This window comes from Bradyrhizobium sp. CIR18 (assembly GCF_014198295.1).
Classification (GTDB): domain Bacteria; phylum Pseudomonadota; class Alphaproteobacteria; order Rhizobiales; family Xanthobacteraceae; genus Bradyrhizobium.
In genome coordinates this window covers 195,401-209,211 of the sequence record NZ_JACIHF010000004.1, presented here as the reverse complement: position 1 = coordinate 209,211, position 13,811 = coordinate 195,401, and the positions used below count along the sequence as shown (strand labels likewise).

The following is a 13,811-nucleotide window of genomic DNA, read 5'->3' as shown; positions in this document are numbered from 1 at the left end:
TGCCGGGCGTGCTGGCGGTGAAGCGCATCCCCAGCTCATAATCCGCGCCTGTCCCGTCGGTGGCGTTGGTGATGGACGGCGTCTGGGTGGTGAACAAACTGGCCATTTTGTTCTCCCGCGTAAGTCGATTCCTGCACTCAGTGATTTAATGGAAGGCAAAGTTAAATAAATTATATATTTATTTGTCTCATCTTTTATTCCGCTTGTGAAGCAACCAGCGTGTGCACGGATCTCAATTTCTCTTGAAGGGTGTGTTCGCTCCTGGCCTCAGCGCATGAACAACTGCCTGGTGGGGCTTCGCGCTGGAGGTTTCGGGAAGCGGCACCGCGTACGCCGGCAGTTCGGGGCGCAAGACACCAAAAGCGGGTGGCGCGCCGCGTATTCCCGCGTTCTACCTTCGCCGTCCAGCTCTTATGGCTCCATCCGTTTCGCGATCAGATCGGCGAACTCACCCAGGGTCCGCGCCGCCTCGACCTCGCCCACGCGGAATCGTACGCGAAACTTCTGCTCGACGGCGATGACGAGCGAGATCTGCATGAGCGAGTCCCACTCCTCGACGTCCGCCGCCGAGAGCTCGGGCTTGGCTGCGACCTTATCGAGGAAGATGCCGTCGAATACTTCCTGCAACTTCGCCAGTACTTCAGCCTGCTTCATAAGCCCTCCGGGTTACGCGTATCTTTGTCGACCGAATCTGATACTTCCCCACCTCGAGCTCGAACTCTTTTCGGGCGGCGGAGTCTTCCGTACGCACGAATCCAAACGCCTCGTAGATTCCGGCGACCATCCCGTTCTTGGCTGTCGGAAGATAGATGCCGCGCACTTTTGCGCAGCCGGCGACCTCTGCAATCCGAAAAATCTCAATCATGATCTCGTCCTCAACTTGGCGCTTGAGCACGCGGCAGCTCATGAGCCAGGTGTCGATCACGAAGACGCCGTCCTCGACCTTTGCAATGACCACGGAGATGAGCCCGGAATCACCGAACCGGTCCTCGAGCCGCATCGTGAAGCACCGGTAGTCCGGTCTGCTCAGGAGCCCCTGGATCTCGGTTTCGGAGCGACGGACCGTCGTCAGGTTGAATTGGTTGCTGCGCGCGATCAGCTGGGCAATGCGGGGCAGGTCGAGCGCGTCGAACTCCTTGATCGTAGCCCGCATCTCGAGCGAGGCGAGGTAGGCTGGCATGTCGGTCACGCTCGCCGCCAGCTCCGTACGTCGCCGTTCCTGCCTGTACTGCGCCGTCCGCCCGAGATCCTCCTCCGTGACGGTCCGCGGCTCGAAATGGCGTCCGGCCTGGAGGCGGCCGATGAACTCGGCGGGGTCCGGCCCGAGGAGCACGCCTTCGACCAGGGGCTGAAACTGGCGCACGATCTCGATTTCCGCCGGGTTGTCGTCGGCGAAGACGAAGCTGTCCAGGCCGAGGTGCAGTTCATCCGCGATCCGCTGCAAATTGTCGGACTTCGGGTCCCAATTGGCTTTGAAGGCCGCGAAATGCTCCAGGCGGAGAACCATCTCGGGATGCTTCTCGAAGACCTCGACCGCGCGCGCATGGTCGTTCTTGCTGCAGACCGCGAGCAGCACGCCGCGCTCGGAAAGCGCAAGAAGGTATTTCTGGAAGGCCTTGAAGGCTTCGCCGCGGGGCGAGGAGTCGCCGAGCTCGATTCCCTCGATGCCGTCCTCCGCGATCACACCGCCCCAGAGCGTGTGATCGAGATCGAGCACCAGCACCTTCTTGGGGCCTTGCTTACGGGAGGCGATCAGATGGCTGAGCTCTTGCGCGACATCCACCAGAAAATCAGGTGAGCCGAGCTGCTTCGATTCATACCACGCTCGCGCATCCTCCGCGGCCGTGATCCCTCGGCGTGCCGAGAGGAACTCGACGTCGCAGATTTGCACCTCGGCTGGCGCCCGGAGCCCGAGCTCGAGGTTCACCGCTTTGCGGAAACTCCAATCGGCGCCAAGCGTGCGTGAACGGAACGAGCCGAGCCCGAGCTCGGCAGGCAGCGCAAGATTGGCGAGAATTACCGCCGCCCCCGAACGTGCGATGAAGGTCCGCGCCAGGCTGAGGAGGTGCTCCGCGGCGCCAACTGCAGCTTCGCGCTGGCTTTCCATGGCATCGAGCAGCGAGCCGGAAAACCGGCAGCGGCTTCCGTTCGGCAGAATGAAGGCGATATCCGGCTTGAAGGCGTACAGCGGGCTCGAGTCGTCGAGGACCTCCGAGACGAAATTATCGTACTCGCCGAGAAAGCGTTCGCACGCGATGCCGCGAACGGCCAGGAGATGTTCGACCAGTTCGTGCAACGGATAAAGGTTGTAGCCGCCGATCAAGGCAAGGCGGAGTCTTGGCTGGACACTCTCGGCCGCGTGCAGCTTGGCCTTTTTTCGAAGCGTCGACAGAAAAAACAGTTCGGAAAAGCTCATCGCGTGCCGCGAGCGGACGGCGAGATGTCCCCAGAACGCGGCATCGCCGGACAGCGCCAGGGACTTGAGTTCGGCGTCATTCACAGGCCGGTCCGGCAAGACGGGTGCAGCAGCGAGAATAGCGAGTCTCCCCAGCGAAGGCGGCATCATTTGATTGTCCGCTAAATTAAATCATGATAGAGGTTGGGTCAATTAAATATATTTAAATTTGTTAAATTGGGATGGCGTAGATAAATGACGGCGCATGCGGAACTGGGACCATCGAGCTCGGACACGCTTTTCACCAAGGCTGAGAATCTCAAGCGGCTTCCCGAAGGGAACAACTTGGTCCTCCGGGAGGTCAGGCTGGACGATTCGGCGCAAATCATCGCCTGGCGGAATGACCCCGTGCTCGGCAAGTTCATGGGGCGAGAAAAGCTGACTTTAGCCCGGCAGGAAGAGTTTTTCCGAAGCTACCAGAGCAGGGCGGACGACTATTATTTCATTGCCGAGTTCAAGCGTTCGCGAAAACCGGCCGGCAGCATCGCGATTGCGAACCTGGATTTCGCAACGAAGCGCGGCGAGGTGGCGCGGTTGATCGTCGATCCGGGCGCGCGGCTCTTTCTGGCCGAGATCTTCGATCTGCTGCTCGCGTTTGCGTTCGTGCAGCTGGGGCTTTCGGCCGTCGTCGCCAACGTGCAAAGCCGGAACGGGCCGGCGAAGAACTTCCATGTTCGCCTTGGATTCCAGATCGACGAGATCGCGCCGAACGCTTGGTGGAACGGCGACGACGTGATTACATTTCGGATGTCGCGTGAGGATTATCCGCGGTTAAAGCAAGCCTGGTCGGCGCTGCTCCTCGATGCCAGGGAAAGTTAGCTTCTGCGCGGCTGTCCGGAGAGCGGCAGCGGTGCATCGCGCTTCCGGAGGCGACGGATTTCACGCCCGAACTGGGTGTTGTCCGTCCCCGAGGGCACCTCGCGGACAGCGCGTGGACCATGGACACTTGCGTCTTGGCGCGCTGGCAGGGGAAAGAGGACTGGCAGATGGAGTTGCATTTTCATCATTTGGGAATGGCGTGCCGGAATATCGCAACGGAGTTGCCGGAGCTCGCGACGACTGGCTACCGTCCTGAAGGACCAATCTTCGAGGATCCGATCCAGCAGGTTCGGATTCAGTTCGTGTCGGGCGGCGGTCCGCGCCTGGAACTCATCGAGCCGGCCAGCCCACAATCGCCCGTGATGGGCGTTCTGAAGCGCGGCAGCAAATTCTATCATCTTGCTTACGAAGTGGCCCGCTTCGACGACGCGATCGCTCACTTCAGGGAGCGATCGTATCTTCCCGTATCGTCACCCGCGCCCGCCGTCGCGTTCGACATGCGTCGCATCGTGTTTCTCGCCTCCGCGACGCTCACGCTCATCGAGCTCATCGAGGCGGGGATCGGGCGTGAATTGGCGAAAGCTCGATCGGGGCTGAGCGACGATTTGCGCGACTCCGTCAGATGAAACTGGTCTACTGCGCCGCACCCACTCAGCAGCGCGGAGGCCGCCTGCCTGCAGTCTCACGATCGGTTCAGGGCCAATCTCCGACAGGAGGATGCCCATGTGCCCCGATGCCGGAGGCGCTGTTGGCCAAACGCCCAATCCATTTGCTGACAATACGGTCCGATCCATATCGCCCCAAAACTGCACGACAATGGCACCAGCGGGCACGCAAGCAGCGAGGTGCGTCGCTTCCGGCGAACCGATGCGGGGCTCAGCCGCTGGTCGCAGCGCGACGATGACTGCATCCCACTCGTCGCGATACATTGCCTGGGCGTCGTCGAAGGTGTCCACGCTCGCTCCAGAGTTCGCCAGACCAGCGCGGAGCGAGCCAACAAAATCATTGTCGCACAGCACAGCAATGCGATTCTTGTAAACGGATAAGCCGCAATCGTGGAGTTGCTTCACGCACAGCGGACCGAGAAACGAGAAGACATCGACTGACGGGTGGCGTTCGTTCACGCCGACGATGGGAATTCCGCGCCGCAAGCATGCTTCCATGTCGAGGTCCTCGGGGCGAAATTCCCAGGTCTCAAACATCAAGGCGATGACGGCGTCCCTCGGTAATTTATCAATGAGCGCAGCGGTAAGGGGCCGAAGATGGCCGCTGTTCGTTACAATATCGGTTTGCTGGAGGATGTCCGGGGTGATCTGCTCCAAGACGTCGATGCGATCGGCCACGCCGACCGAATCTGCAAGCTCTAGCGTCTGTTGCCTGGCATCGGCTGCTGTGCCGTGCCGTGTAGCTTTCGTGAAGGCATAGACGTGCCTGGCTCCGGCCATGGCCGCAAGGACGGCTGTCACGGCGTAGGCCCCGGTCGCGGCCTCAGTGAGAACTGTTAGTTCAGAGAGGTCCAGGAGTGTTCCCGCAAGGGCTCGGCTCATCAGGCCACCGAGACGCGGCAATGAGAATCCTGGTCGCAAGGGCGTATCGAAGCCGGATCGCAATTGCCTGAACGCTGCTCCGGCCTCGGTTGCTGTCATGAACTGCCTTTCGCTTTGCCACCTTGGGAACAACGCGCGTAAATATATGGTCGAGTTTGGCTGAGCCCCTGCGCGCCGAACGGACTTTATGAGTGAAGTTGATTGCAAGTTAAATAATATATTTATTATAATAATAAATCTATTTATTAATGTCAATAATGTGCAGCGGTGCACCTCAAGGACGCGACCGCAGCGCCTCAATCAGCACCTTAGCCATGGTACAACGTGGTGGAGAACTCGGTAATTTGAAATTGTTGAATTAACAAATTTAATTTGCCGTAGATCCAATTTCGGTCTATTTTTGCTGACCGACGATTGCAGGATAACGCTGATGACCCACCTCGACCCCGCCAGTGAAGATCGTCGCGAGTTCTTGAAGAGCTGTGGAAAATTTGCAGCCGTCACACCTCCGACTATGACGCTGTTGCTGTCCACCTCGCTGACCTCCACCGCCATCGCCAGTTCCGGCGGTCGAATTGTGCAGGGCAACAATGGCTACGGCAACAACGGTGGCGATGGCAGCCCCAATGGGAAACCGGATGGCAACCGCTAAAGGCAAAGGAAGCCTCACCGTCCCGAGCGCACGTCCGAGAATCGGAGGCTCAGCCGGTCCGGCGGCGCCTTTGGGCCGACGAGCGGTCGATTAGGAGATCATTTAGCTTCTTACCGGCTCGAAGCTGCGCTTTCAGCCAGCGGGGCTGTTTGCCGCGACCGGACCAGGTCTCGGCCGGGTCCTTCGGGTTCTGGTATTTCGGCAACACCGGGGGGTAGGGGCGGCGCGGCCGTTCCCCGTTCGGGGACGAAACGGCGGTCCCCTCAATTTTGCGCAGCCGCTCTTCAAGCTTGGCCTTTTCCGCGGTCATCCTCCGACTGAGAACGGTCGTGACCTCATCGTAAAGCCGCCACAGCTCGGCCGTGGTCGAGTTGGCCCAGTCACTCTTCTCCATGGAAGCCGTCCCCAGCTACTTCCGAACCGAATCAAGAGCGGGCATTATCAGGACATAGCAGGGTTGGGCAAGCGCGATCCGGGCGCGTGGCGGCGCTCGTGTGCAGCGCAGTACCTAGTGCTAGCGGTTGAGACTGTATCTCCGACCGGGCGGTCGCTTCCTAAACGCCCTCCGTCCGTGGGCTCGTCGTTTGGGCGCGAGCAATCGCTCCTCTGCTTTCAATACGCGACTACGTAAGTTCTGCAATTCGGTGAATTGAACGACGAGGGCCTTATGTGTTTGACGCAAAACTGCCGAAGAATACATGTGAACACCTACTCATTGCTAACGACGCCCGTGCTAATCATTGAATTTGCTGAATTATCGAAATTTGGCTTCAAACGCAGTACTGGACTTCCAGCGGTACTACATGTGCCACGATCAACCGCGGCCTTGTTCTGTTACCAGCCATTGCTTTGATGAATAGTAATACTTTTCTCGCCTCCCTTCCCAGAGCGAGGGCGTTCACGAACGGCCTCGCTTCAATGAAACTTCGTCGAATGTTAGATTTGAATCGTGAATGTCCCTATATATCGTTCGTAATATTCGGCTCTAACTAAGTTAGTTGGATGTTGACCATAATAGCGACTCGCCCCCTTAGTACGCCGATGGACATTCCTGGCGATTATTTTCAGATTGAAACCATCAGAAATTGTAGTCGGAATGTCATTATCCTCGTAGAATTCGCGGTTTCGAATTTTGGATCGAGCACCGCATTCTTACGGTGCTGCACGCATTCTCTGGGCGAGTTACGATAGTGTGGCCATCGAGCGTTGCCGTCAGGTGCTGTCTCCGATCTAAGACCTGCGACATTATTGACGGAGCTGGCTGGCTATAACCCGCGCGTCTCAAAAGGAGAGTGGGATTAAACGGCCGCAAGGGGGGTTGTTAGCAACAGGCAAGGGAAGCATGCGCCGCATCAGAATTGTTATCGCTGATCGACACCCGATCGTCTTGCAAGGAATTAGGAGCGTTCTTGCGGCGCAGCGTGATTTTGCGATCGTTGCTTCCTGCGGCGATGGCGCAAGCTGTATCGAGGCAATTCGATTTCTTGCACCGGACGTGGCGCTTGTCGATGCTGCACTGCCCGACTTCAGTCGACAGCAGATCCTCGCTCGTCCAAACGCCGTCGGCGCACGCGCTCCGGTAATCTTCTTCACCGGTATCACGGGCGACAGTGAGTTAAAAAGGCTGACCTTGGACGGCGCCTGCATCGTCCTCTCGAAGGATTCGGACGTGGAGATGCTGGTCGCAACCCTGCGGAAAGCTGCCCAGGGCCAAGCTGCGGCCTCGCCGAGCACTGGGCACATCAGCGAGGACGACCTCGCCGGTGTGAAGCCCCTGACGCAACTAACGGACCGGGAGCGGCAGATCATGCGGCTCGTATCGGAGGGGCTATCGAACAAGGAGATTGGGCGTCGGTTGAATCTTGCCGACGGTACGATCAAGGTCCACCTTCATCATATCTTCCAGAAGCTGGAAATCAGCAATCGTACGGTTCTCGCAGCATTGGCGATCTCGCGAAGGGAGCTGCATGCAGCGCCAGATGAGCCGGATTCCCCTAATCTGTTGCGTCAGGATCCCGCCAGCGCGAATTGACGGGTACGTCTGGCGCGCGTTCGGGAGTTTGCGCGAGGGGCGGCCTATCGCGGTGCCAGATGCTCAATCATGTTGAGGCAGGCCCCTTCGGCCTCGGACAACGTTCGAAAGGGCGAGCCGCCAATCTTGATTGCGGCTTGGTTGATGTGGAGCGGTCGCCAACTCGCCAGGTAGCCGAAGCGTCCGTGAAAGCCCGGACCTCCCGGGCTTTCGAAACTGATCACGAACGAGAAGCCGTGGCTGCTCGCACTCCAGATCTCCATGTCCCGGACGGACCGATAGAATTGCAGTGGCATCGCAGTGATCCATTGTAACCGGGCCCCGCCCGGTGGTTAATTAATTTAACTAAATTAAATTCCGGGAAGCAACTCAAATCGGTGCGTCGGGCGAGTGTGCTCGGAAAATCGGGGGAAGCGCGGCAAATTGCCGAGTTTCAGTCCCGAGCATGCGCACGTTCAGCAACCTCTCGCCAGGTAAAGAAAATTCTTGGTTGAAAATCTATTTAATATATAATAATCTAAATATCGTTTTAAATCGAGGAGGCGCATCGTGACCCGTGACGGCAACGAGGATGACGACCGGCGGGAGTTTTTGAAGACCTGCGGAAGATTTGCAGCCGTGACGCCCCCTGCCATGACGCTGCTTCTGTCCACCTCCCTGACCTCAAAAGCCATTGCCCGTTCGGGCGGCCTGCACGGGCCGAGGCAAAGCGACAGCGGCCAGTCGTTCTTCGACAATGATCGGTCGTCCGCGGCCGCCGCGGAGGGCTCCAGCGGCGGATCATCAGGGGGTGGGGGAGCACCTGGTGGTAGCTCTGCTGGATCTTCTCGTGCCGGAGGGACATCCGGCGGCGGATCCGGCGGTAGCGGCGGGGTCGGTGCTGGCGGAGGCAATGCAAAAGGGCCCTTCGCGACCGGCGGCGGCTCTGGAATTCCAAGTGCAGATGGTGGGGTCGATTGCGCAGAAGAAGACGAGGAAAAGCGCAAGGCCGATTGCCCCGGAGCTAGTACTCAAATTTCCAGCGCAACCCAATCCAGCCGGTAAGATCTTCTCATCCCATGAAGGAGCTCGACGGGCTGCCGTGCGGCCAAGCCGGGCCGGGGCCTTGTGCTCCGACAGGTCAAACGCGAGGCCGAAAGCATATCTGGCCAGCCGAGCGGCCTCCCGGGAGACTCGGTCAGGAGGCGTGTCATGAATACCCGCATTCGAGCGCAGAATCCTGCGGCCCTTCTTCGAGAGCGTCTCGAAGCGCTTGTCGCTCAGCTCGCAGAACTCGAGAAGCTCAGAGACCGGGTAGGTCGAGAAGAGAATCGTCAGCGCAAGCTGCGCAAGGCGGACAGTCCCCCATGTCGAGCTCGGACCGCGGGCAGTCGTTCCAGCTTCGCACAGGCGAAGCTCATGCCCGTGCTGCTTGGTTTCAATAAATCGCGGTGTTGTAGCGAGCGTCCCAAAGCAAATGGATGACCGAAGCGGTGCGTGCGGATGGCTCGGGAAAGCGAACCGGCCTACGAGCCTGTCCCGGCTATTCGGCTACCGGGTGAGCGGGGGTGCCGCGCTGGAGCCCCAGGAATGAGCCCGACCGCGCCGTGCGAGACTATCCGATCGATTCTGCGACTCATGACCTTGTAGCACTCGCATGCCACGGCTTCGAGCCGCGGCCGATCAATCTCGAGCTGGCCGCGCCGACTGGATTTCAGCGCTCTTGACGCGCGCATTGTGCACACGACATGCGTGACGGTGGTGCGGCGAACGCCGAGCAACTCCGACAATGTTTCTTGCGTCAGCGGGAGCAGGTCACCTTCATTCGCACGATCGTGGATGTGGAGAAGCCAGCGCGCTAAGCGCGCTTCGACGGAATGCAGCGCATTGCAGGCCGCCACGTGCTGGAGTTGCGTCAACAACGACATCGTGAAGACCTGCACCATGGATGCGATTGCGGGGCTGCGATGCTGGGCTGCCAGGAATTGCGCAGGCGAGATCTGCAGCGCGGCCCCGGATAGGCGGACGACCGCGGTCGCGGGCGCGGCGGATGCGCCAAATGCTGTCGTCAAACCCACAGCGCCCTCATGCCCGATTATCGCCGTGGCAACTGTCTGCCCGTTCGGCAGCTCCGTGATCGCGGCGATCGCGCCGCTGAGGGGGAAGAGAAGATGTTCGATCCGATCGCCCGATCGGATGAGCACGGAATTGCGTTCGATCACGACTTTCCGCAGATGAGGCGCTAGCAAAGCAAAATCCGCTGGCGGCAACGCTGCTAACAAACGATTACCAATTCTAGTCGCATGGTCCATCATGGGATTGGCTCCCGACGGATACTCGGCACTAGAACTCATGCCGATGTGTTGAGCCGCTCTGCGGAGTGCAGCTCAACAGCAAGCCAACCGACCACCACAGATATGGTTCCCGTGATCGATGGCGCGCGCGGGCGGCCCGACAATCGCATGCCGCGACGTAGGAATATGGCCCACCGATATCCGCGTTGAAGACGCTGAAGGCGTATCGTCCTTCGACATGCCATCGCTAAGGAGTGGCACGCAACGGGCTCGCAACGACGCGTTCGTACGGGAACGCCGGCTTTGCACTGCAAGGCCAACACGTGACCCAACGCGGGCTTGGATCGCGCCGCGGGTCTAGTGGCAGGGACTGCAGTCCAGCTCCTTGATCCTCCCGGTAACGTCAAACGAGAAGAGCGCACTCATGACACCACTCTTGGTGACGTACGAGATAATGGTCCCGTCGTGCGAGGGATTGAGATCGTTCAATGTACCCGCCGGATATTCTCGGAGGCGATCAATCCAATAGGCACGAAGTGCCTCGTGGCCGGTAACGGTCTTGACGCCCCCGCAGCCGCAGCGAACCACGGCACCTTCGGCATACATTTCTAAGATCGCCTCGATGTCGCCCGCGCGGTAAGCGTCAAGCCAGTCAATCGCAATGGCCATTGGGTCAAATGATATATTTCTCACCTAAATACCATAAAAGCTTGCGATTTTGGGTCATTTTTAAGCCGTTGGGCCCTCTTTCCCTACTCTATTACCCTCTTTCCCTATTCTATTAATTGTATTTTAATAATCCCGCTTGGCCCCGGCCATATGCCGAAGTACATAGATGGCCGGGCCGAGGCAGAGTTCCAATGTTAGACGTGTCTGTGAAGCAGAGACGGATCCGGCTTCTGATCGTAGATCGACAACCGATCGTTCTACAGGGACTGAAGTCGGTATTCGGGGCACAGCAGGACTTCGACGTTGTCGCATCATGCAGCGATGGGACAAGGTGCCTCGAAGCAATTCGGAATTTGAGACCCGACGTCACGCTTGTTGCTGACAACCTGCCAGATCTGACGGTACCCGAGATCCTCGCGATTGCGAAAGCTGAGGATCTCTCCACGCGCTTGGTGTTGTTTACCGAATCCGAAGCAGATCACGATCTGGCCGCAGCTATTGCTGCTGGCGCCTCCAGCGCAATCTCGAAGCATGCTTCCTCGGCCACTATGCTGCGATTACTGCGGCTGATGACAGAGCGCAGCGTGTCGCCCGAGCAATCCGATCTCTTTCCAGCCGGCGAGGGAACTGACGGCGGCGGCAAAATTGAAACGATGCTGGAGCTGTTGACGCACCGGGAACGTCAAATTGTACAGCTAGTCTCAGAAGGAATGTCGAATAAGGAGATCGCGCGCCAGCTAAACGTTTCCCCAGGGACAGTCAAAGTACACCTGTACAACATATTTCAGAAGCTTGAAATTACCAACAGAACTGTGCTCGCTACCCTCGCGTTGTTGCAGCGCCCGTCCGGTTTCGGCCTGCCTGCGCTGGCGTTTCTGGCGTTCGCAATTGCGGACGAACTCAAGGCGTCGGAAGCGAACGATGTGGATCCAGATGACGATGGCGCCGGTCGCGCTGGAGAGCATGCCGAATATGAGCCCTGGAAAAGAGCTATTCTCCGACACCTCGTGCTCTGGGACTCCGGCGAGACGCCCACCGAGAGGGACCTCTTCGCCAAGGCGAGCCTGGTCGCGAACCCGACGGCGGCAATGGAAGGGCTGCGCCCGGCTGAGCAATCCGTAGGCTCCAAACCATGGAAAGACTACGGCCCAGTTGGATCGAGCACGCCCAATCTTCCTACGCCATTACTGCGGGGAACCAGCGACACACAGATCGTTGGTGACCCGACTGCGGAACATCAATTCCCGCGGCTTGCGTCCACGCCGACGTTGACTCACGGAGGGTATGGCACCTTCGCCACTCTGACCGGTGCGTTGATCTACGCACTGAACGACCCCCATCTTGCCGTGCAATCGCATGACCCGGGCAAAGCGCCGATCGACAGCTTCGTGGTGGTCACCGGCGAGAATGCGAACACAAAACTGGCCGCAATAGCCGATGCTGATACCAATGATGTAGACGGCTCGCCTCCGGCTTTCCCTTTGCACGATTTGCGCCTGCCTGCCGCGCTTGTGACCACCGGCGACGAACGCGTCGCTGGAGAAGGCACTTCGAGCCAAATGAGCCATGGCGCTGCGGATGACAACCTGCAGGAACCTCTTGGCTCACTGGGCTCTGGTCGCGGTGCCGGTATTGGCGGAGATGGCCGCGATCAACTGATGGGCGGCAACGTTGGCGAAAACGTTGTTTTTCGCTCCCCGATCGATTCCCATTCGACCTCTTCCCACTCCGGCTTCGATTTCGCATCTGGATCGAGCAGGATCAATCTTGCCGCTTTCGGAGCGCTTGCCTGGCTCCATATGACAGCAGCAAGCAAGTCTATACCGCCGCATACCCTCGCTTGGATCTACAATCCCGCAACCAACGAAACGATCGTCTACGTGAATCCGACCGATCGGACTCTTGATGTCGGGGACCGGGGCCTGCTGGAAATCCATCTGCAGGGGATCGTCTCCATTGCAGAGGCGGATTTCGCCGGCCAGCCGGAAGGCACGTTTGTCGCGATCACCTTGGAGCAGCTCGAAGAAGCGCTGACATCGGCGACCGCAACCGAAGCTGTTCTGGATGCGGACAGTACCCACATAATTATCGGGACGAGCGAGAGCACACTCGGAGCCGCTGCAGTCTGGAACACTCTTGCCGATGACGGCCTGAGGTTCGAATTCGGGCAGGCTCGGACCGGCTTAGGGGGAGCGACCAGGTTCAGAACCTTCACTAGCGATTCGGTGAATACAACGGATGAGAACGATGATGGGTCCGCCCCGTCGGCTCATGTATCACCGATCGTGCTTGCTCATAGCGCGACGGTGACGGCAGTTGAAAATCTCACATCGAAGAATGAGCCGATCAACGGGGGCTCTAGCACCGAAGCGGGCGGTAGTTCACAGCACGCTTCGGAGCCAGGGTCTGCAAAGGCGGCAGCGGAGTTGTCTGAAGCTGGCATCATACGGGGAAATGGCGTCGGCAATGACAACGAACATCATCCCCCCGCTTCGGACGCTTCGCGAGGGTCAGCGAAGACGGCAGAAGCCGATGGTGTGGAGCACGGCAATTCGGGGCAGTCAGCCTCTGCAAAGCCACCGGAAGCAGCCGACCCTGGTGAGCCAGGCCTTGGTAGCCCGGGCCGCGGCAATTCCCAGCACGCTTCGAAGCCACCGGAGTTGACTGAAGCTGGCTTCATACGGGGAAATGGCGTCGGCAATGACAACGAGCATCATCCCCCCGCTTCGGACGCTTCGCGAGGGGCAGCGAAGACGGCAGAAGCAGATGGCGTGGAGCACGGCAATTCGGGGCACTCAAGCTCTGCAAACGCGCCGGAAGCAGCCGACCCTGGTGAGCCAGGCCTTGGTAGCCCGGGCCGCGGTAACTCCCAGCACGCTTCGAAGCCACCGGAGTTGACTGAAGCTGGCTTCATACGGGGAAATGGCGTCGGCAATGACAACGAGCATCATCCCCCAGCTTCGGACGCTTCGCGAGGGGCAGCGAAGACGGCAGAAGCAGATGGCGTGGAGCACGGCAATTCGGGGCACTCAACCTCTGCAAAACCACCGGAAGCAGCCGACCCTGGTGAGCCAGGCCTTGGTAGCCCGGGCCGCGGTAACTCCCAGCACGCTTCGAAGCCACCGGAGTTGACTGAAGCTGGCTTCATACGGGGAAATGGCGTCGGCAATGACAACGAGCATCATCCCCCCGCTTCGGACGCTTCGCGAGGGTCAGCGAAGACGGCAGAAGCAGATGGTGTGGAGCACGGCAATTCGGGGCACTCAACCTCTGCAAAACCACCGGAAGCAGCCGACCCTGGTGAGCCAGGCCTTGGTAGCCCGGGCCGCGGCAACTCACAGTCCGCTTCGGAGCCAGCGGAGCT

10 protein-coding genes and 2 pseudogenes are annotated in these 13,811 nt (G+C 59.2%); 6 read left to right on the top strand and 6 right to left on the bottom strand.

Features of this window, described 5'->3' with window-relative positions; all coding sequences use genetic code 11:
• Positions 1-411: 411 nt before the first annotated feature.
• Positions 412-654: an acyl carrier protein gene (locus tag GGD65_RS16825; protein WP_038946211.1), complete on the bottom strand. Its 243-nt coding sequence runs from the start codon at positions 652-654 to the stop codon at positions 412-414.
• On the bottom strand, positions 641-2,500 hold the full coding sequence (locus tag GGD65_RS16820) for an HAD-IIIC family phosphatase (protein ID WP_312017711.1): 1,860 nt from the start codon (positions 2,498-2,500) through the stop codon (positions 641-643). The genes GGD65_RS16825 and GGD65_RS16820 overlap by 14 nt, the downstream gene beginning before the upstream one ends.
• Before the next feature lie 150 nt (positions 2,501-2,650).
• Between GGD65_RS16820 and GGD65_RS16815 the strand changes: the two genes are divergently transcribed.
• Together GGD65_RS16815 and GGD65_RS41110 are read left to right on the top strand one after the other, a co-directional pair.
• Entirely contained in the window at positions 2,651-3,274 is a 624-nt protein-coding gene (locus tag GGD65_RS16815; protein ID WP_246783304.1) for a GNAT family N-acetyltransferase, read from the top strand.
• 119 nt (positions 3,275-3,393) lie between these two features.
• Positions 3,394-3,729, top strand: a pseudogene (locus tag GGD65_RS41110) (VOC family protein); the annotation flags it as partial.
• 15 nt (positions 3,730-3,744) lie between these two features.
• Here the strand turns inward: GGD65_RS41110 and GGD65_RS16805 are convergent.
• Positions 3,745-4,920: a hypothetical protein gene (locus GGD65_RS16805; RefSeq protein WP_246783303.1), complete on the bottom strand. Its 1,176-nt coding sequence runs from the start codon at positions 4,918-4,920 to the stop codon at positions 3,745-3,747.
• Positions 4,921-5,251: 331 nt separating this feature from the next.
• Here GGD65_RS16805 and GGD65_RS16800 point away from each other — a divergent pair, with 331 nt between their 5' ends.
• Entirely contained in the window at positions 5,252-5,473 is a 222-nt protein-coding gene (locus GGD65_RS16800) for a hypothetical protein (protein WP_026202269.1), read from the top strand.
• Positions 5,474-5,522: 49 nt separating this feature from the next.
• Here GGD65_RS16800 and GGD65_RS16795 read toward each other — a convergent pair whose 3' ends face one another.
• A complete protein-coding gene (locus GGD65_RS16795; RefSeq protein WP_179731073.1) occupies positions 5,523-5,867 on the bottom strand; it encodes an H-NS family nucleoid-associated regulatory protein in 345 nt (114 codons plus the stop codon).
• A 948-nt stretch (positions 5,868-6,815) separates the two neighbouring features.
• Here GGD65_RS16795 and GGD65_RS16790 point away from each other — a divergent pair.
• Entirely contained in the window at positions 6,816-7,505 is a 690-nt protein-coding gene (locus GGD65_RS16790; RefSeq protein ID WP_183235960.1) for a response regulator transcription factor, read from the top strand.
• Positions 7,506-8,138: 633 nt separating this feature from the next.
• A pseudogene (locus GGD65_RS16785) lies at positions 8,139-8,408 on the top strand (hypothetical protein); the annotation flags it as partial.
• A gap of 602 nt (positions 8,409-9,010) precedes the next feature.
• Here GGD65_RS16785 and GGD65_RS16780 read toward each other — a convergent pair.
• Positions 9,011-9,799, bottom strand: a complete 789-nt coding sequence (locus GGD65_RS16780; protein WP_183235959.1) for a Crp/Fnr family transcriptional regulator — start codon at positions 9,797-9,799, stop codon at positions 9,011-9,013.
• A 336-nt stretch (positions 9,800-10,135) separates the two neighbouring features.
• The gene (locus GGD65_RS16775; protein WP_177237550.1) at positions 10,136-10,447 is read right to left on the bottom strand and encodes a nuclear transport factor 2 family protein; all 312 of its coding nucleotides are present in this window, start codon (positions 10,445-10,447) and stop codon (positions 10,136-10,138) included.
• Between the two features lie 191 nt (positions 10,448-10,638).
• Here GGD65_RS16775 and GGD65_RS16770 point away from each other — a divergent pair.
• Positions 10,639-13,811, top strand: a 3,173-nt coding sequence (locus GGD65_RS16770; RefSeq protein WP_183235958.1) for a LuxR C-terminal-related transcriptional regulator, incomplete at its 3' end; no start/stop codon positions are given.

Coding starts and splice junctions, on each gene's coding strand:
- GGD65_RS16825 (WP_038946211.1), bottom strand. CDS start 654: ATGAAGCAGGCTGAAGTACTGGCGAAGTTGCAGGAAGTATTCGACGGC.
- GGD65_RS16815 (WP_246783304.1), top strand. CDS start 2,651: ATGACGGCGCATGCGGAACTGGGACCATCGAGCTCGGACACGCTTTTC.
- GGD65_RS16805 (WP_246783303.1), bottom strand. CDS start 4,920: ATGACAGCAACCGAGGCCGGAGCAGCGTTCAGGCAATTGCGATCCGGC.
- GGD65_RS16800 (WP_026202269.1), top strand. CDS start 5,252: ATGACCCACCTCGACCCCGCCAGTGAAGATCGTCGCGAGTTCTTGAAG.
- GGD65_RS16795 (WP_179731073.1), bottom strand. CDS start 5,867: ATGGAGAAGAGTGACTGGGCCAACTCGACCACGGCCGAGCTGTGGCGG.
- GGD65_RS16790 (WP_183235960.1), top strand. CDS start 6,816: ATGCGCCGCATCAGAATTGTTATCGCTGATCGACACCCGATCGTCTTG.
- GGD65_RS16780 (WP_183235959.1), bottom strand. CDS start 9,799: ATGATGGACCATGCGACTAGAATTGGTAATCGTTTGTTAGCAGCGTTG.
- GGD65_RS16775 (WP_177237550.1), bottom strand. CDS start 10,447: ATGGCCATTGCGATTGACTGGCTTGACGCTTACCGCGCGGGCGACATC.